Genomic DNA, 19,709 nt, shown 5'->3' with positions numbered 1-19,709 from the left:
AAGATATAAATAGATAGCATGACAAATAATAAAAACAATAAAGCAATATGGAATACTAGAATAAAACAGAAATCTTCTATTTTATATCAAAAAGCTGGGAGCTCTTTAAATATAGATAAAAGACTTTTTAAAGAAGATATTTTAGGATCAAAGGCTCATGTTGAGATGCTCTTTAGACAGAAAATTATTTCTTTTAAAATAAAAAATAAAATCATTTATGGGTTGGACAAAATTGAGAAAGAAATAAAAAATAAGAAATTTATTTTTAAAAAAGAATATGAGGATATTCATATCAATATTGAAAAAAGACTTCATGAAATAATTGGTGAGGAAGCGGGATATATCCATACAGCTCGATCAAGAAATGATCAGGTTATAACCGATTTCAAATTATGGATTAAATCTTCTACAAAAAATTTGGATTTTGAAATACAGAATTTGATTAAATCTATTATTAAATTGGCTGAAAAAAATGTTGAAACAATAATGCCAGGTTTTACGCATTTAAAAAATGCTCAACCAATTTCATTTGCTCATTATTTGTTATCTTTTGTGGAAATGTTTAATAGAGATAGATTTAGATTTAATAATAACTTAGAAAATTTAAATGAAAATCCACTTGGTGTTGGGGCCTTAATTGGGACTTCATTTAATATTGATAGAAATTACACAACAAAAAAACTTGGTTTTAAGAAGCCTACAAACAATTCTGTAGACACAGTTTCTGATAGAGATTTTGTTTTAGATTTTCTATTCAGTTCATCTGTGTGTGCTATGCATATTTCAAGAATTGCTGAAGAGTTAATAATTTGGAACTCTGATGCATTTAGATTGATTTCCTTGAGTGATCAAATAGTTACTGGTTCTTCAATAATGCCTCAGAAAAAAAATCCTGATCTTCTTGAATTTTTGCGAGGAAAAACAGGATCATCTTATGGCAATCTTTTTTCAATGTTAACAATTTTAAAAGGTCTTCCAATGTCATATTTTAAAGACTTACAGGATGATAAGCAGCTAGTGTTTTCCTCTTATGATAATTTAATTGATAGTTTAAAAATTTTAAACGAAGTTATTAACAATATAACACCAAATAAAAAGAATATGATCAAATTAGCTGAAACTGGGTTTATCACCGCAACAGATTTAGCAGACTATCTGGTAAAAAATTGTTCTATGCCATTTAGAGATGCATATCAAAAAACAGCATCAATTATAAATTATGCTGAAAAGAGTAAAAAAGAACTTAAGGAATTGACACTCGATGAATTAAAAAAATTCAATCCTAAGTTTACGAGTGATGTACTTTCAATATTTGAATTAAAAAATTCAATAAATTCTAAAAAATCTTTTGGAGGAACGTCTTTTAGTAATATAAAAAAGATGATAGTCAAATATAAGAAAAATTTATGATAAAAAAAATTACATTATTAATCATTCTTAGTCTTTTAACTTTATCGTGTGGTAAAAAAGCTGACCCTGTTTTCAAAGAAAGCAAGGAAAATAACAGCACTAGAATTATTAATGTAATATGAAATATAGAAATAATAATTTTTTCATAGAAAATATAAAAGCTGAAAAAATTGCCAAAAAATATGGAACACCTAGTTATTGTTACTCATACTCAAAACTTAAAAATAATATTTTAAACTTTAAGAAAAATTTTAAGATTTTAAATCCATTGATTTGTTTTGCTGTTAAATCTAACCCTAACTTATATCTACTAAAAGAAATAAAAAAATTTGGTCTAGGTGCTGACGTGGTTTCCATTGGAGAATTAATGAGAGCTTTAAAAGCAGGTATAAAACCAAAAAAAATTGTTTTTTCTGGAGTTGGCAAAACAGAAGAGGAAATAAGATATGCAATAAAAAAGAAAATTTTATTAATAAATACTGAGTCTGAAAGCGAAATTAAAGAAATAGAGAAAATATCTAAATCTATGAGTAAAACAATTGATATTGGTATACGTTTGAATCCAAACACTGATGCTAAAACTTTGAGCCAAATCTCTACTGGAAAAAAAGAAAACAAATTTGGAATTGATGAAAAGCAATTTCTAAACCTAGTAAAATACGTAAAAAATTCAAAAAATCTAAATTTAAAATGCTTAAGTGTTCATATTGGTAGCCAGATACTCAATCATAAACCTTATGAAAAAATGTTAAAAGTTTTAGACCGTGTAATAAAAAAATCCAATTTTCAATTCGAATTTATTGATTTAGGTGGGGGTATGGGCATTGATTATGATGGCTCAAATCAAAAACTAAATTTAAAAAAATATTCAAATGCAATTCAAAAATTTATAAAAAATCATAATTCTAAAATTATTTTTGAACCTGGTAGATCGATAATAGGTGACACAGGTATTATGTTATCAAAAGTTAATTATATTAAAAAAAGTTCAAGAAAAGATTTCATCATATTGGATGCTGCAATGAATGATCTTATGCGCCCAGCGTTATATAATGCAAAACATAGAATATTGCCTTTGAATAAGACTAAACAAAAATCAAAAAAAAATTACGAATTTGTAGGACCCATTTGTGAAAGCACCGATAAATTCTTGAATACAAATAAATTTCAAAAACTTAACGAAAAAGATTATATAATTATTTGTGATGTCGGAGCTTATGGGATGTCGCTTAGTTCTAATTATAATATGAGACCAAAGGCATCAGAAATTTTAGTTAATGGTTCAAAAATCAAAATTATAAGTAAGAGACAAAAGCTCAAAGACTTAATATAGTTTTTGAAATGATTAGAAATTTTTTATTTTCATTTTTTTTCTTTTTTGGAATAATTATAATCTCTTTAATTTTCTTGCCTTCATTTTTTCTCCCCCAAAAAGTTGTTTTATTTGGTGGAAAGTTAATGGGCTATTGGTCATCAATATGTTTAAGAATTTTCTTAAATGTTAAAATTATAATTAAAGGCAAAGAAAATATAATCTCAAATGAAAAGTTTTTTATTGCTTCATCACATCAATCGATGTTTGAAACATTTTTTCTTCAAACAATATTTAATTCTCCCGTTTTTATTTTAAAAAATGAACTTTTATTAATTCCTATTTTCGGTTGGTACTTAAAAAAAATTGGATCTATATCAATTAAAAGAAATAAAATAACAAAAGATAATCTAGGATTTATTGATGATATTATAAAAATGATACAAACTACTAATAGACCTTTAATAATTTTTCCTCAAGGGACAAGAGCTTTACCTGAGGATAGATCTAATTTTAAAAAAGGGGCTGGAAGAATTTATGAACAAATAAATGTTCCTTGTCAGCCAATAGCAATTAACTCAGGATATGTTTGGCCTAAAAAAAATCAAAAGACTCCCAATAAAAATATAACAATTTCTATATTAAAAAAAATTGATCAAGGATTATCAAAAGAAAGGTTTATAGAACTGTTGCAAAAAGAAGTTTATGAGGAATTAGATAAAATTAATTAACCTTTCATTGGCATAACAACATAAATACTATCAAAATCACCTGGATCTTTAATTAATGCTGGTGAACCAGTATCATTAAAGTAGACTTCTATTTTTTCTCCATCTAGCTGAGATGCAACATCAATTAAATATCTTGAATTAAAGCTTATTTCTAATTCATGATCAAAACTAACGTTTAAGCTTTCTTTACCATCTCCACTATTAGTATTATTTACTGATAGATTTAAAACATCTTTTGACAAATTAAACTTAACACCATCTTTCTTGTCTAATGACACAGATGCAACTCTATCAACTGAGTCTAAAAATAACTTAAGATCTAGCTCTAATTTTTTTTGATTATTTTTTGGAATAACTTGAATATAATTTGGAAATTTACCATCAATTAGTTTTGAAATCAAAATACTATTATCTAACTCAAATTTTATTTTTGACTTCGCATTAGAAACTTTTACTTCGCCATCATAATTATCAAGTAACGAACATAATTGGAAAATCGTTTTCTTTGGTAATATAATTGGTTCAAATTCAATTTTGTTTTCTAATCTAACTTTTGAGATTGACATTCTATGACTATCAGTTGCTGCAGCTGTGAGATAAATTTTATCTTCAACTTCAGTTTGGTGTAAATAAATTCCACTCAAATAATGTCTAGTTTCATCATTAGAAACTGAAAATTTACATTTATTTAATAATTTTAATAATTGTTTAGATTTTATTGAAAATTCATTTTGATTAAAATTTTCATCAGTTAATGGAAATTCAGAGGCATTTATACAATTCAAATTAAATAAAGACTTCTCTGACTCTACTTGAAGTTTACTTTCATCTTTTAATGATAAATTTATTTTTTTCCCAGAAGTAAACTTTCTTATTATATCATACATTATTGACGAAGTAGTTGTTGTGCTTCCGAGCTCTAAGATTTCAACATTTTTGATTTGATGGATAAAAATTAGATCAAGATCTGTTGCTGTAATAGTTAAGTTTGAGTTGTTAGCATCTAACAAAATGTTTGAAAGAATTGGCAAAGTGCTTCTTTTTTCAATTACACCTTGGCAATAATTAAGGGCTTGCTGTAAATCTTGTTGGTTAATATTAAACTTCATTTTCTTGATTTTTATATAAAATTTGATTTTTTAACTTGTTAATATTCTCAACCATTTCTGGATCATTTTCTTTTAATTTTTCAATTGTTTTTACTGAATGGATAATTGTTGTGTGATCTCTATTAGAAAATTCACGACCTATCTCTGGTAATGACTTTGATGTCAAAATTTTTGTAAGATAAATTGCAACTTGTCTTGGTCTTACTAAATATCTAGATCTTCTAGCAGATAACATTTCATTTTTGCTAATTTTAAAGAACTTGCAAACTAAAGTTTGAATTAAATCTATCGTAACTTTATTTTCTGAAATATTTAATAAATCTTTTAATACAACTTTTGTTTCACTAATATTTGGAATTTTATTATAAATTCTTGAAAAAGATACCAGTCTATTAATTGCACCTACAAGTTCTCTTATACTTCCTGTTATCTCATTACTTATAAAATCTTGAATATCTTGAGAAATTTTTTTTTGATCTGAATATAATGAGGTCAATTCGTCTGCTTTTTTGGCAACGATCTCTTTCCTTAGTTGATAATCAGGTTTTTGTATATCCACAACTAAACCTCCTGAAAATCTTGATTTTATTCTTTCTTGAATTCTAGATAATTTATTTGGAGCTCTATCTGCTGATACAATAATTTGTGAACCTTTATCTAACAAAGCGTTGAAAGTATGAAAGAACTCTTCTTGCATTGCTTCTTTACCATTCATAAATTGAATATCGTCTATCAAAAGAATATCTGTATTTCTAAAATATTCTTTAAATTTAACCATATCATTTGATTTTATAGATTTAACAAATTGGTACATAAATCTCTCTGCTGAAATAAACATTACTTTATTGTTTTTTTTCAATTCTAACCCAATCGCATTTAACAAATGAGTTTTACCCATACCAACACCACCATAAATATATAGGGGATTATAATGAGCAATATTTTCAGATACTTTCAAGGATGCTTCATATGCTAATTTATTACTTGTGCCTGTAATAAAATTATCAAATCTTTTATTAGGATCTATTCGATTATATTGAAGATAAGAGTCTTTTATAAATGAAACGTTTTCATCAGTTTTATTTAAATTAGTATCTATTTCCGTAAAGTCTTCAGGTGATGATTTTTTTTCTATAATCTTAAATTCTATTCTGTGAATTTCTTTTTTGTAATTTTTAATTATTTGTAAAATTTGATCTAAATATCTTGAAGTAATCCAATCTCTGATAAATCTAGTTGGAACTGACAATAAAACATAATTGTTTATTTCTTCTATAAATTCAATTTTCTTTAACCAACTTTCATAAATATCAGAACCAAGTTTACTTTTCATTTCTGATTTTACTAATTCCCAATCTAATCTATCTGGACTAACTTGTTTTAAATTTTTATTTGTAAAAGTGTTGTTCATTATTTAAATTTTGGAAAAAAATTATTTAGAACTAAATTTTTTTAAGTTCAACAAATTATTCTTAAAATTAAAAAAAAAATAAAATCTCGGATTGTATAAATTTTTGTCACACGAAAAAAAAATTTTTGACAATAAAAAATTTTATGCATTGAAAATTATAAATTTTATATTGGATAGTTAATAAAATTTATTTATATTTTATTTACTTAGTCTAAATATAGTTTTAACAAGTTAAAGTTTGATAGATCTAGTAGACTTTATAGTTGTAACAACCAGTGGTATTTAATTTTAAAGAGCTGATATTTTCTTTGTAATTCTTGAAACGTTTCTAGAGGCATTTTGTTTTTTAATGATACCTGTCTTAGCAATTTTCATTAACTCTGAATTCAACTTAGGTAAGAATTTTAAAGCTTCATCTTTCTTTTTCTCTACAATTAATACGTTCATTTTCTTCAGAGCATTTTTATATCTACTCTTACGTGCCCTATTAACAGTCGTCTGTTTGGCTATTCTTCTTATTCTTTTAATTGCAGATTTTGTATTTGCCATAATTTTGCAGGGGTATAGCCGCTTAAATTACTCTGGTCAATATAATATTTGTTATTTTTGACACAATTTACAAAGAAAAGTTGATCTATTTGATTGGACAATTTTAGTAATTACACCAGTACAATTTGATCTTAAACAATTAAGTTTTTGTCTTCCATAAACCTTAAATTCTTTTTGAAAATTTCCAGTATCTCCTAAAGTATTTTTAAAATCTCTTATTGTTGATCCACCCTTTTTGATTGCATTTAATAAAACTTTTTTTGAATTTTTTATTAAAAGTTTAAACTGAGTTTTTTTTAATTTTTTTACTGGAATTTTAGGATTAATTCTTGATAAATACAAAATTTCATTTGCATAGATGTTACCAATACCTGATACAAATTTTTGGTCTAATAAAAAACTTTTAATATCTTTTTTTTTATCTTTAAAATAATTGGCCATATAATCCAAATTAAAGTTTTTATCAAAAGGCTCTGGTCCATAATTTTTAAATCTATTTGTGAGATTTTCTTTATTTTTGACTATTTGAAAAAAACCAAATCTTCTAGGATCATTGTAAACTAAAGTTAAATCATTAAAGGAAATTTCAACATGATTGTGTTTTTTTGGCAAACCAGGTGAGTGATAAAAACTAGTATTGGTATATATGTTTTTTTTATTTTTTTTTAAAATATGAATAGTTCCAGACATGCCTAGATGTATGATACAGAAACTTTTGTCATTTAGCTCAATAATCAAATATTTTGAAAATCTATAAATGTTTATAACAAATTTATTTTTTAAATGTTTTTCAAAAGAAAACTTCAACTTAAATCTTAAGTTTCTATTTCTTATCAAAACTTTATTGATTTTTTTTCCAATTATATTTTTTGATAATGATAAACGTACAATTTCTACTTCTGGTAATTCTGGCATTTGATATTATATTAAAAGAATAATTAATAAAAAATGCAACAATATCTTCAAAATAAAAAAGGTCTAGTTCAAGGTGTTTTTGATCAAGTTTTTGATAAATATGATTTGATGAACGATTTCATGTCTCTAGGTGTTCATAGATCTTGGAAAAAAACTTTATTGAATATAATGAATCCTTCCAAAAATCAAAAATTGATAGATGTGGCATGTGGCACAGGTGATATTGGAAAACTATACTTGGATAATACAGATAAAGAAAACTTCATTACATGTGTTGATCCTAATGAAGGTATGATTGCTAAAGGCAAAGAAAAACTAAAGAAATATAATAATATCAATTGGGTAATCTCTAGTGCAGAGAACTTGCCGTTAAAAGAGAATTCTTTTGATTTTTATACAATCAGTTTTGGATTAAGAAATACAAAAGATTTGGATAAATCTCTTTCAGAAGCACACAGGGTACTAAAACCTGGAGGTAGATTTTTTTGTTTAGAATTTTCTAAAATTCAAAATGAAAATTTAGATTTTGTTTATAAACAATACTCAAAAATTATTCCTTTAATTGGAAAATTTATAGTCGGTCAAAAAGAACCTTATGAATACTTAATAGAAAGTATAGAAAAGTTTTTAAACCAAGATGAATTAATTGATTTGATGAAAAAAAATAGATTTGAGAAATGTAGTTATAGAAATTTATCTGGAGGAATTGTATCTATTCATAGTGGTTGGAAAATCTAATGGTAAAAAAACTTTTCACACTTTTAAAATTAGGTCGAAAAGTTGCAAGATCAGATATACTTGATATTGCATCAAAATTTCAAAAACCTCCGTTAGCTATAACTATTTTATTTAAGATTCTATCATTTTCTTTTTCAGATAAAAAATCTTCTAATTTAAATAAAGATGAAGGAGAAAGACTTTCAGATTCACTTGAAGATTTAGGCACAACATTTATTAAATTAGGTCAATTTTTAGCAACAAGGCCAGATATTATAGGAGATCAATTATCAAAAAAATTGGAGAGTCTTCAGGATAGACTTCCTCCTTTTTCAATTATTGAAGCTAAACAAATAATTAAAAATGATTTAGGTGAAGATACTTATAATTCAATAATTGAAATAAGTGAGCCTGTTGCTGCTGCATCTATAGCTCAAGTTCACAAAGCAAAAATTAATGATAATGGCACAATAAAAGATGTGGCTATAAAAATTCTTAGACCAAACATTAAGAAAGTTTTTAATGAAGAAATCGATGCAATGATGTTATTTGCATTTTTAGTTGAGTCTGTAATTAAAAAAACAAAAAGACTTAAACTAGTAGATGTGGTTTTTCTTCTTAAAGAAATTACAAATTTAGAAATGGATCTAAGATTTGAAGCTGCTGCTGCTAATGAATATGCTGAAAATACAAAAAATGATGCTGGTTTTAGGGTTCCTAAAATATATTGGAACTATACTAGTGAAAATGTAATGACACTTGATTGGATCGATGGTGTTTCAATTCGAGAAACTGAAGAATTAAAAAAACAGAATATAGACACAAACAAAATTGCAGAAGATATAATACAACATTTTTTAAGACATGCGGTAAGAGATGGTTTTTTTCATGCTGATATGCATCAAGGTAATGTTTTTGTAGATAGATCTGGGCAAATAGTTCCAATTGATTTTGGTATTATGGGAAGACTAGATAAAATGAGTAAAAGATTTCTTGCAGAGATTTTATTTGGTTTTATTCAAAGAGATTATAAAAAAGTTGCTGAAGTACATCTCTTAGCCGGTTTGGTTCCTGCTGATGTCCCAATTAATGATTTAGCACAAGCATTAAGATCAATAGGAGAACCAATATTTGGACAAGAAGTAAAAGATATTTCAGGTGGAAAATTATTAAAACAATTATTCGATGTTACTGAAAAGTTTAATATGCAAACACAACCTCAGCTTCTAATGTTACAAAAAACCATGGTTGTTGTTGAAGGTGTAGCAAGAAAATTGAATCCAAATACTAATATTTGGACTACTTCAAAGCCTGTTTTAGAAAATTGGCTAAGAGAAACTAAAGATCCTATCAAAACTATTAACGAAACATTAAACACTACGTCTGAGGTTATAAAAAGATTACCTGAGTTTCCAGAAATCATGGATAAAGCAAATCAAGCTTTAACTTTCTTAGCTAATGGTCAAATTCCACAAAATTCTAATTCTTATAATGCTTTAAACGATAAAAAATCTGAAATGATGGCGTTTAGAAATCAATCAGTTATTAGTTTATTAATTCTTGTAATTATTGGCTTATTAGTATTTTAATTCAACCGATGAATAATTTAAAAAATAAAAAAGTATTATTAATTATTTGTGGAGGAATAGCTGCTTACAAAAGCCTTGAAATAATAAGGTTGTTAAAAAAAAATAATGTTACGATAAAAACAATTCTTACCAAAAATGGTTCAGAATTTGTCACACCTCTTTCAATAACATCATTATCTCAATCTAAGGTTTATCAGGATCTTTTTAGTTTAGAAAATGAATCTGAAATGGATCATATAAGCTTATCAAGATGGGCTGATGCTATCTTAATTGCGCCAGCAACAGCTAACACGATTTCTAAAATTGCGAATGGTAATTCTGATGACCTGGCATCTACAGTAATTCTTGCATCAAATAAAAAAATTTTTTTAGCGCCTGCTATGAATGTTAGAATGTGGGAACACCGATCTACCAAAGAAAATATAATTAAACTTCGGAACTTTGGATACACTCTAATTGGTCCAGTTGTTGGGGATATGGCTTGTGGCGAATTTGGCGAAGGTAAAATGTCAGAACCTAAAGAAATTATTAATAGTTTAGAGAACTATTTTGGCGATCTAAAGAAAAATAATAAACTTAAAGCAATTGTTACAGCAGGTCCTACTAATGAATATATTGACCCTGTAAGATTTATTTCAAATAAATCTAGTGGCAAACAAGGATACGAAATTGCTAAATCATTATCAAAAAGAGGGTTTGATACAACTTTAATTTCTGGCCCAACACACCTAGAAATTGATGAGGATATCAATTTAATAAGAGTAGAAACTGCTGAAGAAATGTTTCAAGCAACACTTACAAATCTACCAGCTGATGTTGCTGTTTTCTCTGCAGCAGTCAGTGACTACAAAGTAAAAGAAAAATCAGAAATAAAAATTAAAAAACAAGATAATTTAAATTTAAATTTAGAAAAAAATGTAGATATTTTAAACTATGTATCCAATCATAACTCATTGAGACCAGGATTAGTTATTGGATTTGCAGCAGAGACTAATAACTTAGAAAGTTATGCAATAAAAAAACTTAATGAAAAAAATTGTGATTGGATAATTGTGAACGATGTGTCTAAAAGCAATATTGGTTTTAACTCTGATTTTAATGAAGTTTCAATTTTTTATAAAAATAATAAATCTGATAAAATATCATATAAACCTAAATCTGAAATATCAGATGAAATAGTAGAAAAAATTATTGATCATTTAAATTAATGGTTAAAGTTTTAATAAAAAAATTACACCCGTCTGTTCAATTGCCATCATATAAAACATCAGGAGCATCAGGTATGGACTTAATGGCTTTTATTGAAAAATCAATTATTCTAGAACCAGGTAAATCATCTTTAGTTCCAACTGGTTTATCTATTGCATTTCCAAAAGAATATGAAATTCAGATAAGACCAAGATCAGGATTAGCTGCAAAAAATAATATAAGTGTTTTAAATACACCTGGTACAATTGACAGTGATTACAGAGGTGAATTAAAGATTATTTTATTCAATCATGGCAACGAAAATTTTACAATTAATAATAATGATAGAATTGCACAAATGGTTTTAACTCCAATAATTAAAATGGATCTAGATGAAACAAATGAGCTTCCAGAAACAGTAAGGGGAAAGGGTGGTTTTGGTTCAACTGGTAAATGAAAAATATTTTGAACAAATCACAAATTGAAAGATATTCCCGGCAATTAGTTTTAAAAAATATAGGCTCAAAAGGTCAAAAGAAGCTTTTATCCTCAAAAGTTTTAATTGTTGGTGTTGGTGGTTTAGGATGTCCGGCAGCTGAAAATTTAGTCAGGGCTGGTGTTGGATCTATTGGGTTAATAGATAATGATGTTGTAAGTCTTTCAAACATTCATAGACAAGGTCTTTTTAATTCAAAAGATATAAATAAATCAAAAGTTGTTGTTGCAAAAAAAATATTAAAAGAAATTAATCCTCAGATAAAAATAAAAACTTTTAGATCTAGACTAAATGAAAATAATATAAAAAATATAGTTAAAAATTACGAAATTATTATTGATGGTTCAGATAATTTTAAAACTAAATTTCTAATTAACAGTTATTGTAAAAAACTTAAAAAAAAATTAATTACTGGTGCCATAAGCAAATTTGACGGCCACATATTTGTTTTTGATTTTAATGATAAAAAAACAGCTTCTTTAGAAGATTTTTACCAAGAAGACGAGATTTCTGATGATATTCTAAATTGTGAATTTGAAGGAGTTCTTGGTTCTACAGCATCAATTGTAGGAGCTATTCAAGCCAATGAAGCTATAAAAATAATATTGGGTATTGGTCAAAATTTAAAAAACCAAATATTAATAATTGACTTGTTAAATCTCAATTTTAGAAAAGTAAATTTCAAAAAAAGATAAAATTTAATATTATGATAAAAAAATTTTTAATCTTATTAACTTTTATTTTAATTTATCCGGTAAATGTTTTTTCAGAGGATATTTTTTTATCTTTAAAAAAGAATAAAGTTAATGTCAGATATGGCCCAGGATTTAATTTTCAAGTAAAGTATGTATACAATAAAATCAATCTTCCAATCAAACAGATTGATCAAAAAGAGAATTTTAGAAGAATAATTGATTTAAAAAATAACAGTGGCTGGATACATGTTTCTCAACTAAAAAAATCTAATTCTATAATCTCTTTAAATGATAAAATATTATTTACAAAGCCTACAGTTTTTTCAAAACCGCTGGCTAAAATTAAAAAAGGCCGTTTATTAGTTATAAAAAAATGTTCAAATAATTGGTGTAAAATTACAACCAATAAATTTAATGGTTGGATTGAAGCCAAAAATATTTGGGGATCTATTAACTAAAATCTTCTAATAAAGATTTAACAGTTGCTTCACTTAATTTTGTAGTGTGTGAATATTCTGGGTGATCAATACCAAGTTCAACTAAAGAATCTTTAGATTTAAATTTATTTATTTGTTCATTACTAAATTGGAAATGAATAAACTGTACTGAAGAGGCCTTTCCATCAGCAGAAGTTCTATCTACATCTTCTTCTGGTAATGCCTTTACTATTTCTCCATCTACTTTCATAAATACTTTTTCTTCAATCCCACCAACTTTACCTAAAAATGCAGCTCTTGAAACTGGGTTATCAATTTCAAACATAAGTGTTGCTGTTAATTCTTTTCCATTTGGTACAAGAGGGTTGTAAGCTGTTAACTCATCATTTAATTGTTCGTCTCCACCTTTTTCAATGTAAAGCATTTCCTGAACTTGCGCCAACATCGTTTCGTAACTTTCAAAATAAAAAGTTGCATATGGTCCAAGTGGAACTCTTCTATCTTTTTTAAATTCAACAATATTTTTTCTTAATTCTTTTCTATTCTTTGTATAGACATCAAGTGGCATGATATCTTCTTTAGTTATTTCTCTTTTATTTTTTGGCATATTTATATCCTATAGCTTTTAGCCATTAATTCGATAGGGTGTAGTGCCTCATCGTTGGCTATATTTGTATCGGCTTCTAATTGTTTTAAATGTTTACCTGCTAAAGGACAATCAGATGCCATATATTTATTGTTTTTAGTTTTAATTTGTCTCGCTGTAGGTCTTCCTACTTTAATTGCTAAATCGTGTGTTTCTTTCATTACACCAAATGTTCCACCGTGACCCGCGCATCTTTCAACAACATCAATTTTTACGTTAGGGATTAATTTAAGCATATCCCTAGCCTTAATACCCATGTTTTGAGCTCTAGCATGACAAGCATGATGAACTGTAACTCCTCCATCAATCTCTTGAAGGCCATCGGCTAAACCTTCATTATTTGCTATATCAACAACATATTCATCAATATCCATTACATTTTCTGATAATTTTTTAACAGTTTCATCATTAGGCAATAACAGTGGCCATTCAAATTTTAGCATCAATCCACAACTAGCGGTCAAAGTAACAACCTTGTAACCTTTATTAATCCAATCAAATAAATCTTTTGAAACTTTTTTAGCTTGCTCCACTACTTTAGGTAAATCCGCTTGTTCTAAAAATGGCATTCCACAACAGCCAGGATATGCTTCTTGAACTTCTACACCATTTTTTTTTAATACTTTTAAAGCTGCAACCCCTGTATTTTTTTTATTAAAATTAACAAAACAAGTTGAATAAATTACAACTTTTCTCTCAGACTTCTTATCTTCAAATATTAATTTTTTATTATTTTTTTTGAAAAAGTTAGAAAAAGTTTCAGAGTTATATTTAGGTAATTGCACTCTAATATCAATACCAGCTATTAATTCTAAGATTTTTCTAAATAATTTATTTTTAATATTTGAAGCCCAATTTATTAATCCAGAAAACATTACTCCAATTTTTGAATTTCTATCTATCTCAGCTAGTTGTCTTGGAATACTTGGTAATTTGCCTAGTTTTTTTTGCGCTGTTCTATATCTCAGCATTAGATGTGGAAAATCTAAGTCAAAATCATGTGGTGGTACGTAAGGACATTTCGTCATAAAACACATGTCACATAAGGTACAAGCATCGACAACCGGTGCAAATTGATCACTTGATAAACTTTCAACATCTTCATCTTTTGACTCATCTATCATGTCAAAAAGTTTTGGAAATGAATCGCATAAATTAAAACATCTTCTGCAGCCATGACAGATATCAAAAACTCTTCTCATTTCAGCATCCAGTTTTTCTGGATTTGTAAAATCCGGATGCTCAAAATCAATTGGGTGTCTTATTGGTGCCTCTGTACTACCTTCTTTGCTCATATAATTATGTTAGTTATTATTATTAATGATAGAGATAAAATTAAAACAGGCTCGTTAAACCAATCTTTTAGTGTTTGTAATAATTGCTCTATCATATTTGTAAAAATTTTAAGATTGAGATAGCGGGCGTTATACACGCCCACTAGAAATATTTTATTAGCTAATAGATTCTAAAGTTTTTTGGAATTTACCAGCGTGTGATTTTTCAGCTTTTGCTAAAGTTTCAAACCAGTCTGCAATTTCTTCGAAACCTTCTTCTCTTGCAGTTTTAGCCATACCTGGGTACATATCAGTGTACTCATGCGTCTCACCTTCGATAGCTGAAGCTAAATTTGCTTTAGTTTCTCCAATTGGTTTACCAGTTGCAGGATCACCAACTTGCTCTAGGTATTCTAAGTGTCCATGAGCATGACCAGTTTCACCTTCTGCTGTAGATCTAAAAACTGTAGCTACATCGTTATAACCTTCGATATCTGCTTTTTGAGCAAAATAGAGGTATCTTCTGTTAGCTTGACTTTCACCAGCAAATGCTGCTTTCAAGTTTTCTTCTGTTTTACTTCCTTTTAAAGACATTATTTTCTCCTTAATTTAAATATGACAAATATATAATCATTCTAAACTATATGTCAACAGTTTAGAATCATTTTAATGTATTTTTTAAATAATTGATTTTATTGGATTATTTTTGAGTTTGATAATCAGTTGCAACTTTTATCAACACTTCAACAGAATTTATTTTTTTTCCAGTGGTATTATTTTTAATTTTTATTTCATCAAGATCGTTTTCACCACAATCAATTAATCTATTAGTATCTTCATCAAAAAAATGGTGATGAACTGATGTGTTTGTATCAAAATAGCTTTTATCACTATTGATTGAGATTTCTTTTAAGTATCCTTTGTTCTTGAATGCATGAACAGTGTTATAAACAGTAGCTAATGAAATTTTTTCATTTAATTTTTCACTAATTATTTTAGTAAGATCATTTATTGTAAAGTGGAAAGTAGTATCTCTATCAAACAAAACTTCACAAATTTTAAGTCTTTGTCTTGTTGGTCTTAATCCAGATTTTCTTAATTTATCAATAAAATCAACGCTTTTTGTCATGCAAATTATAATTATTCTAAACTATTTCTATATTATATTTAATATAAATCAAGTATTAAGAGAGTTCAAATTTTATGAAAAAAAACTCTTTTAGCTATGATGATCTAATTCAATGTGGAAATGGGGATCTTTTTGGGCCTGGAAATGCCAAATTACCTCTCCCTCCAATGCTTATGTTTGATAGAATAAGTAAGATCAATGAAAACGATGGTGAGTTCAAAAAAGGCTCATTATCTGCTGAATTAGATGTCAAAAAAGATTTGTGGTTCTTTGACTGTCATTTTAAAGACGATCCTGTGATGCCAGGCTGTCTTGGCTTAGATGCAATGTGGCAATTAGTAGGTTTTTTTCTAGGTTGGTTAGGAAATCCAGGGAAAGGACGTGCACTTGGAGTTGGAACTGTTAAATTCACGGGAGAAGTTTTACAAAATATTAAACTTGTAAAATATGAAATAGATATGAAAAAAATTATGTCTCCGGGTGGTACAACTGTAGGCTTAGCTAACGGCGTTGTTTATGCAGATGACAAAAAAATTTATACGGCAGAAAGTTTAAAAGTGGGGTTATTTAAATCATGAGAAGGGTAGTTATTACAGGTTTAGGGATAGTCTCTTGTTTGGGAAATAATCAAGAAGAGGTTCATCAATCATTATTAAACTCAAAATCAGGGATTTCATTTAGTGAGGAATATAAAGAACATAATTTAAAAAGTAACATTCATGGAAAACCAAATATTAAATTAGAAGATCATGTAGATAGAAAAACGATTAGATTTATGGGTTCTGGTTCTGCTTATAACTACGTTGCCATGAATGAAGCTATAAAAGACTCAGGATTAGAAGATAATCAAATTAGTAATTTTAAAACTGGAATCGTAATGGGTTCAGGAGGACCTTCAATAGAAAATGTAGTTTTATCAGTTGATAAAACTAGAGCAAAAACTCCGAAATTGATGGGGCCGTTTATTGTTCCAAGAACTATGGCAAGTACTGCTTCTGCTACCTTAGCAGTTCCATTTAAAATCAAAGGTGTAAATTATACAATGAGTTCAGCTTGTGCTACTAGTGGGCATTGTATAGGACATGCTAGTGAATTGATTCAAATGGGAAAACAAGACGTTGTTTTTGCTGGAGGAAGTGAAGAATTGCACTGGGCTATGACAGCAATGTTCGATGCAATGACTGCACTTTCTTCAAAGTACAATGATACCCCTGAAAAAGCATCAAGAGCTTATGACAAAACTCGAGATGGTTTTGTAATTGCTGGTGGTGCAGGTGTATTAGTTTTGGAAGAATACGAACATGCTAAAGCTCGTGGTGCAAAAATTTATGCTGAGTTAACTGGATATGGCGCAACATCAGATGGTTATGACATGGTTGCTCCTTCAGGAGAAGGAGCTGTGAGATGTATGAAAATGGCTTTAGCTACAACAAAAAATAAAATTGATTATATAAATACCCACGGCACTTCTACTCCAGTAGGTGACATTACTGAGCTTAATGCAGTTAAAGAAACATTTGGGAATGAGATACCTAAAATAAGTTCAACAAAATCTTTATCAGGCCATCCTCTTGGTGCTGCATCTGTTCATGAAGCAATATATTGTCTGATTATGATGAAAAATAATTTTATCACGGGCTCAGCAAATATTAATGATATGGATGATGAGGCTAAAAAGTTTCCTATAGTAACAAAAACTGAAACGGGAGCGACTCTTAACACTGTGATGTCTAATAGTTTTGGATTTGGTGGAACTAATGCAGCTTTAATTTTTGAAAAGGTAAAATGATGAGCTTAATGAAAGGTAAAAAAGGATTAATCATGGGAGTAGCGAATGAACGATCAATCGCTTGGGGTATATCCCAAAAATTAGCTGAGGCTGGTGCTGAACTAGCATTTACTTATCTTGGAGACGCTTTAAAAAAAAGAGTTGTTCCATTAGCTGAAAAATTAAATTCAAATGTCACATTTAGCTGTGATGTGGAAAAACAAGAAGAAGTTATCAAACTTTTTGAGGATATAAAATCATCTTGGGGCGAAATAGACTTTGTGGTTCATGCTGTTGCATTTTCTGATAAGTCAGAATTATCTGGAGAGTATCTAAATACCACAAGAGATAATTTTTTAAGAAGTATGTTGATTTCATGTTTCTCTTTTACTGAAGTAGCAAGAGAGGCTCAAAAAATTATGAAACCAAATGGAAGTATGATTACCCTAACATACGAGTCAACTAAGGCGATCCCAAATTATAATGTGATGGGCGTGTGTAAGTCAGCATTAGAAGCAAGTGTTAAATATCTTGCTAGAGACTTGGGGGCTAAAGGAATAAGAGTAAATGCAATAAGTGCTGGACCTATAAAGACTTTAGCTGCTTCTGCAATTGGTGATGCTAAATTTTTATATAAATGGAATGAAGATCATTCTTTCTTAAAAAGAAACGTAGATATTCATGATGTTGGAAATTCTGCTCTTTATCTTTTAAGTGATCTTGCTAATGGTGTCACAGGTGAAATTCATTATGTTGATGCAGGATATAACAAAGTAGGAATGCCAGATCCAAAAAATATTTTTTAAAATTTAATAAAAATTGTATATAAAACACTTATGAATAGAAGAGATTTTTGCAAGACAGTAACAACTGCACTTATCGCTTGGGGACTAAACCCTGTATTAGTATTGGCTGATAATGGAAATAAAATTCTTAATGGAGAATTTTTTATAGACTCAAAATCTGCAAACAATGGATTTACTGATTTAAATGACAATATAATCGAGACAAAAAGTGAGAAATCAATAATTAAAGTTAAAGATGATTTTTATCTGGTAAGACCAGAAACAAAACTAAAATTTATTTCAAATAAACTTACAGAAGTTATTAAAGGGTCTGTTCATGCAGTATTCAGTAAACAAAAAGATGAGTTGAAAGTTAAAATTCCTCAAGGAACTATAGGTATAAGAGGAACTACAATTTTTGTAGACTTAGAACCATCAAAAAATAGAAGTTATTTTTGTAATTGTTATGGTGAAACTGTTCTATATGACAACGAAGGTAGGTTAATAAAAACAATAGTTTCAGATGGTCACAAATCTGGTGCTTTTACAGATGATGGAAAGTTTAGACCATATTTTCACAACTATTTATTTAATAAGTATGCGAAAAATCATCCAAGAATATTTGATGATGAAATGGAAAAGGCTGGCTGTATTGTTAAAGACAGTCACTGTACTTTAAAATCGTAATTTAATCTCTCTTCCAAAGTAAAGGGAAAAACTCATCTGGTAGTTGATCAGAATTCTCTATTTTGTATTTTTTATAAGTTTTAGCGGTACCACCATTATTTGTTGGATGAAATTTAGCATCAGAGGGTACACAATGAGAGACAATTGCTCTTCTATGTTTATTTGAAGTATTTATGCCTGAGCCATGCCACATATACCCATGATGAAATGCAACTCCACCAGCTGGCACTTCTACATAAACAATGTCTAATTCTTTATTATTTTTTTTAGCAAAAATTTTTAATTGTTCTCGATAATCTTCTGGTGAATGAAATTCCCCTCTAGGTGGTTGTAATCCCCATTTATGAGAACCTTTGACGTATTCGAGAGTACCTGTTTCTTTTTTAGTGTCATCTAATGACATCCAACAAGTCATCATAGTTTGGGGAATAATCCAATCATCATAAGCAGCATCTTGATGATAACCTAATGTTTTTCCACCCGGAGGTTTCCATAAAACATTATCTTGAATTAATTTTGAACCATTCCAGTTCATTAATTCAGCACAAGCTTTTCCTATAATTTCATTACATACGAAACTTTTAATTAATGTATCAGATTTCCATCCATTGCAAATTTGTCTAGTTACATCAATTGGGTCTTTATCAAATTTCCAATTCCACTCATCAGGTTCAATTCCTGTTTCAAATTTACCCCTAAATAATGGTTCAAATCTTTCTTTTAAATTTTTAATAAAATCTTTTTCTATAAATTTTTCTAAAATAATAAAACCGTCACGGTCAAAGTTATTAATTAATGTATGGTCTAATTCCAAATTGATCATTTGGATATATTATTATATTTATAGGTTTGTGAAAGGGG

The 19,709-nt window shown here is 28.1% G+C and carries 23 protein-coding genes; 14 read left to right on the top strand and 9 right to left on the bottom strand.

What is annotated here, in order from left to right; translation table 11 throughout:
- Window positions 1-18 precede the first annotated feature (18 nt).
- From argH to ACTT90_RS03585, 4 genes are read left to right on the top strand one after another with little or no spacing between them, the layout of a single operon-like run.
- Window positions 19-1,410, top strand: a complete 1,392-nt coding sequence (gene argH, locus ACTT90_RS03600) for an argininosuccinate lyase (RefSeq protein ID WP_440937480.1) — start codon at window positions 19-21, stop codon at window positions 1,408-1,410.
- Complete coding sequence (locus ACTT90_RS03595; RefSeq protein WP_014953872.1) at window positions 1,407-1,532, top strand: hypothetical protein; 126 nt, start codon at window positions 1,407-1,409, stop codon at window positions 1,530-1,532. The genes argH and ACTT90_RS03595 overlap by 4 nt, the downstream gene beginning before the upstream one ends.
- The gene (gene lysA / locus ACTT90_RS03590; RefSeq protein WP_440937479.1) at window positions 1,529-2,743 is read left to right on the top strand and encodes a diaminopimelate decarboxylase; all 1,215 of its coding nucleotides are present in this window, start codon (window positions 1,529-1,531) and stop codon (window positions 2,741-2,743) included. The genes ACTT90_RS03595 and lysA overlap by 4 nt, the downstream gene beginning before the upstream one ends.
- Before the next feature lie 8 nt (window positions 2,744-2,751).
- Window positions 2,752-3,453 (top strand): lysophospholipid acyltransferase family protein, encoded by a 702-nt coding sequence (locus tag ACTT90_RS03585; RefSeq protein WP_440937478.1) that lies wholly within the window; start codon window positions 2,752-2,754, stop codon window positions 3,451-3,453.
- Here ACTT90_RS03585 and dnaN read toward each other — a convergent pair.
- From dnaN to mutM, 4 genes are all read right to left on the bottom strand, one after another.
- Window positions 3,450-4,562, bottom strand: a complete 1,113-nt coding sequence (gene dnaN / locus ACTT90_RS03580) for a DNA polymerase III subunit beta (RefSeq protein ID WP_440937477.1) — start codon at window positions 4,560-4,562, stop codon at window positions 3,450-3,452. The genes ACTT90_RS03585 and dnaN overlap by 4 nt on opposite strands.
- Window positions 4,552-5,973: a chromosomal replication initiator protein DnaA gene (dnaA, locus tag ACTT90_RS03575; protein WP_440937476.1), complete on the bottom strand. Its 1,422-nt coding sequence runs from the start codon at window positions 5,971-5,973 to the stop codon at window positions 4,552-4,554. The genes dnaN and dnaA overlap by 11 nt, the downstream gene beginning before the upstream one ends.
- Window positions 5,974-6,261: 288 nt before the next feature.
- Window positions 6,262-6,522, bottom strand: coding sequence for a 30S ribosomal protein S20 (rpsT, locus tag ACTT90_RS03570; RefSeq protein ID WP_014953877.1), 261 nt, complete (start codon window positions 6,520-6,522; stop codon window positions 6,262-6,264).
- 51 nt (window positions 6,523-6,573) lie between these two features.
- A complete protein-coding gene (gene mutM / locus ACTT90_RS03565) occupies window positions 6,574-7,437 on the bottom strand; it encodes a bifunctional DNA-formamidopyrimidine glycosylase/DNA-(apurinic or apyrimidinic site) lyase (RefSeq protein WP_440937475.1) in 864 nt (287 codons plus the stop codon).
- 33 nt (window positions 7,438-7,470) lie between these two features.
- On the opposite strand from mutM, the gene ubiE reads away from it, so the two are divergent.
- The 6 genes from ubiE to ACTT90_RS03535 are packed head-to-tail and all read left to right on the top strand — an operon-like array spanning window position 7,471 to window position 12,580.
- Window positions 7,471-8,175: a bifunctional demethylmenaquinone methyltransferase/2-methoxy-6-polyprenyl-1,4-benzoquinol methylase UbiE gene (gene ubiE / locus ACTT90_RS03560; RefSeq protein ID WP_440937474.1), complete on the top strand. Its 705-nt coding sequence runs from the start codon at window positions 7,471-7,473 to the stop codon at window positions 8,173-8,175.
- On the top strand, window positions 8,175-9,743 hold the full coding sequence (gene ubiB / locus ACTT90_RS03555; protein ID WP_440937473.1) for a 2-polyprenylphenol 6-hydroxylase: 1,569 nt from the start codon (window positions 8,175-8,177) through the stop codon (window positions 9,741-9,743). The genes ubiE and ubiB overlap by 1 nt, the downstream gene beginning before the upstream one ends.
- A gap of 8 nt (window positions 9,744-9,751) precedes the next feature.
- Window positions 9,752-10,951, top strand: a complete 1,200-nt coding sequence (gene coaBC, locus ACTT90_RS03550; protein ID WP_440937472.1) for a bifunctional phosphopantothenoylcysteine decarboxylase/phosphopantothenate--cysteine ligase CoaBC — start codon at window positions 9,752-9,754, stop codon at window positions 10,949-10,951.
- The gene (gene dut / locus ACTT90_RS03545) at window positions 10,951-11,388 is read left to right on the top strand and encodes a dUTP diphosphatase (RefSeq protein ID WP_440937471.1); all 438 of its coding nucleotides are present in this window, start codon (window positions 10,951-10,953) and stop codon (window positions 11,386-11,388) included. The genes coaBC and dut overlap by 1 nt, the downstream gene beginning before the upstream one ends.
- Window positions 11,385-12,122, top strand: coding sequence for a HesA/MoeB/ThiF family protein (locus ACTT90_RS03540; RefSeq protein WP_440937470.1), 738 nt, complete (start codon window positions 11,385-11,387; stop codon window positions 12,120-12,122). Before dut ends, ACTT90_RS03540 begins: the two co-directional genes overlap by 4 nt.
- Window positions 12,123-12,133: 11 nt before the next feature.
- Complete coding sequence (locus ACTT90_RS03535; protein WP_440937469.1) at window positions 12,134-12,580, top strand: SH3 domain-containing protein; 447 nt, start codon at window positions 12,134-12,136, stop codon at window positions 12,578-12,580.
- Here the strand turns inward: ACTT90_RS03535 and ACTT90_RS03530 are convergent.
- The 4 genes from ACTT90_RS03530 to ACTT90_RS03515 form a co-directional block, all read right to left on the bottom strand.
- Window positions 12,573-13,166, bottom strand: a complete 594-nt coding sequence (locus tag ACTT90_RS03530) for a DUF3501 family protein (protein ID WP_440937468.1) — start codon at window positions 13,164-13,166, stop codon at window positions 12,573-12,575. The two genes, ACTT90_RS03535 and ACTT90_RS03530, sit on opposite strands and share 8 nt — an antisense overlap.
- A gap of 2 nt (window positions 13,167-13,168) precedes the next feature.
- The gene (locus tag ACTT90_RS03525) at window positions 13,169-14,500 is read right to left on the bottom strand and encodes a (Fe-S)-binding protein (RefSeq protein WP_440937467.1); all 1,332 of its coding nucleotides are present in this window, start codon (window positions 14,498-14,500) and stop codon (window positions 13,169-13,171) included.
- 156 nt (window positions 14,501-14,656) lie between these two features.
- The gene (locus tag ACTT90_RS03520) at window positions 14,657-15,073 is read right to left on the bottom strand and encodes a rubrerythrin family protein (RefSeq protein WP_014953887.1); all 417 of its coding nucleotides are present in this window, start codon (window positions 15,071-15,073) and stop codon (window positions 14,657-14,659) included.
- A gap of 106 nt (window positions 15,074-15,179) precedes the next feature.
- A complete protein-coding gene (locus ACTT90_RS03515) occupies window positions 15,180-15,608 on the bottom strand; it encodes a Fur family transcriptional regulator (RefSeq protein WP_440937466.1) in 429 nt (142 codons plus the stop codon).
- A gap of 74 nt (window positions 15,609-15,682) precedes the next feature.
- Here ACTT90_RS03515 and fabA point away from each other — a divergent pair, with 74 nt between their 5' ends.
- The 4 genes from fabA to ACTT90_RS03495 are packed head-to-tail and all read left to right on the top strand — an operon-like array spanning window position 15,683 to window position 18,848.
- The gene (fabA, locus tag ACTT90_RS03510; RefSeq protein WP_440937465.1) at window positions 15,683-16,186 is read left to right on the top strand and encodes a bifunctional 3-hydroxydecanoyl-ACP dehydratase/trans-2-decenoyl-ACP isomerase; all 504 of its coding nucleotides are present in this window, start codon (window positions 15,683-15,685) and stop codon (window positions 16,184-16,186) included.
- Window positions 16,183-17,397, top strand: coding sequence for a beta-ketoacyl-ACP synthase I (fabB, locus tag ACTT90_RS03505; RefSeq protein ID WP_440937464.1), 1,215 nt, complete (start codon window positions 16,183-16,185; stop codon window positions 17,395-17,397). The genes fabA and fabB overlap by 4 nt, the downstream gene beginning before the upstream one ends.
- The gene (locus ACTT90_RS03500; RefSeq protein ID WP_440937508.1) at window positions 17,397-18,182 is read left to right on the top strand and encodes an enoyl-ACP reductase FabI; all 786 of its coding nucleotides are present in this window, start codon (window positions 17,397-17,399) and stop codon (window positions 18,180-18,182) included. The genes fabB and ACTT90_RS03500 overlap by 1 nt, the downstream gene beginning before the upstream one ends.
- Window positions 18,183-18,212: 30 nt before the next feature.
- Window positions 18,213-18,848, top strand: coding sequence for a hypothetical protein (locus ACTT90_RS03495; protein WP_440937463.1), 636 nt, complete (start codon window positions 18,213-18,215; stop codon window positions 18,846-18,848).
- A 1-nt stretch (window position 18,849) separates the two neighbouring features.
- Here ACTT90_RS03495 and ACTT90_RS03490 read toward each other — a convergent pair whose 3' ends face one another.
- Window positions 18,850-19,671, bottom strand: coding sequence for a phytanoyl-CoA dioxygenase family protein (locus ACTT90_RS03490; RefSeq protein WP_440937462.1), 822 nt, complete (start codon window positions 19,669-19,671; stop codon window positions 18,850-18,852).
- Window positions 19,672-19,709: the final 38 nt, after the last annotated feature.

It is taken from the genome of Candidatus Pelagibacter sp., assembly GCF_052049935.1.
In the GTDB taxonomy this organism is placed as follows: domain Bacteria; phylum Pseudomonadota; class Alphaproteobacteria; order Pelagibacterales; family Pelagibacteraceae; genus Pelagibacter.
Note: the sequence above shows the minus strand (reverse complement) of the source record. Positions and strands in the feature narration are given on the sequence as shown.

Bases quoted from the DNA above. Each gene is read 5' to 3' on its own strand.
- ACTT90_RS03595 (WP_014953872.1), top strand. From the start codon at position 1,407: ATGATAAAAAAAATTACATTATTAATCATTCTTAGTCTTTTAACTTTA.
- ACTT90_RS03525 (WP_440937467.1), bottom strand. From the start codon at position 14,500: ATGAGCAAAGAAGGTAGTACAGAGGCACCAATAAGACACCCAATTGAT.
- ACTT90_RS03515 (WP_440937466.1), bottom strand. From the start codon at position 15,608: ATGACAAAAAGCGTTGATTTTATTGATAAATTAAGAAAATCTGGATTA.
- mutM (WP_440937475.1), bottom strand. From the start codon at position 7,437: ATGCCAGAATTACCAGAAGTAGAAATTGTACGTTTATCATTATCAAAA.
- ACTT90_RS03585 (WP_440937478.1), top strand. From the start codon at position 2,752: ATGATTAGAAATTTTTTATTTTCATTTTTTTTCTTTTTTGGAATAATT.
- ACTT90_RS03495 (WP_440937463.1), top strand. From the start codon at position 18,213: ATGAATAGAAGAGATTTTTGCAAGACAGTAACAACTGCACTTATCGCT.
- ACTT90_RS03535 (WP_440937469.1), top strand. From the start codon at position 12,134: ATGATAAAAAAATTTTTAATCTTATTAACTTTTATTTTAATTTATCCG.
- ACTT90_RS03490 (WP_440937462.1), bottom strand. From the start codon at position 19,671: ATGATCAATTTGGAATTAGACCATACATTAATTAATAACTTTGACCGT.
- ACTT90_RS03530 (WP_440937468.1), bottom strand. From the start codon at position 13,166: ATGCCAAAAAATAAAAGAGAAATAACTAAAGAAGATATCATGCCACTT.
- ubiE (WP_440937474.1), top strand. From the start codon at position 7,471: ATGCAACAATATCTTCAAAATAAAAAAGGTCTAGTTCAAGGTGTTTTT.
- ACTT90_RS03500 (WP_440937508.1), top strand. From the start codon at position 17,397: ATGAGCTTAATGAAAGGTAAAAAAGGATTAATCATGGGAGTAGCGAAT.
- ACTT90_RS03540 (WP_440937470.1), top strand. From the start codon at position 11,385: ATGAAAAATATTTTGAACAAATCACAAATTGAAAGATATTCCCGGCAA.
- fabB (WP_440937464.1), top strand. From the start codon at position 16,183: ATGAGAAGGGTAGTTATTACAGGTTTAGGGATAGTCTCTTGTTTGGGA.
- fabA (WP_440937465.1), top strand. From the start codon at position 15,683: ATGAAAAAAAACTCTTTTAGCTATGATGATCTAATTCAATGTGGAAAT.
- rpsT (WP_014953877.1), bottom strand. From the start codon at position 6,522: ATGGCAAATACAAAATCTGCAATTAAAAGAATAAGAAGAATAGCCAAA.
- dnaN (WP_440937477.1), bottom strand. From the start codon at position 4,562: ATGAAGTTTAATATTAACCAACAAGATTTACAGCAAGCCCTTAATTAT.
- dnaA (WP_440937476.1), bottom strand. From the start codon at position 5,973: ATGAACAACACTTTTACAAATAAAAATTTAAAACAAGTTAGTCCAGAT.
- dut (WP_440937471.1), top strand. From the start codon at position 10,951: ATGGTTAAAGTTTTAATAAAAAAATTACACCCGTCTGTTCAATTGCCA.
- ubiB (WP_440937473.1), top strand. From the start codon at position 8,175: ATGGTAAAAAAACTTTTCACACTTTTAAAATTAGGTCGAAAAGTTGCA.
- ACTT90_RS03520 (WP_014953887.1), bottom strand. From the start codon at position 15,073: ATGTCTTTAAAAGGAAGTAAAACAGAAGAAAACTTGAAAGCAGCATTT.
- argH (WP_440937480.1), top strand. From the start codon at position 19: ATGACAAATAATAAAAACAATAAAGCAATATGGAATACTAGAATAAAA.
- lysA (WP_440937479.1), top strand. From the start codon at position 1,529: ATGAAATATAGAAATAATAATTTTTTCATAGAAAATATAAAAGCTGAA.
- coaBC (WP_440937472.1), top strand. From the start codon at position 9,752: ATGAATAATTTAAAAAATAAAAAAGTATTATTAATTATTTGTGGAGGA.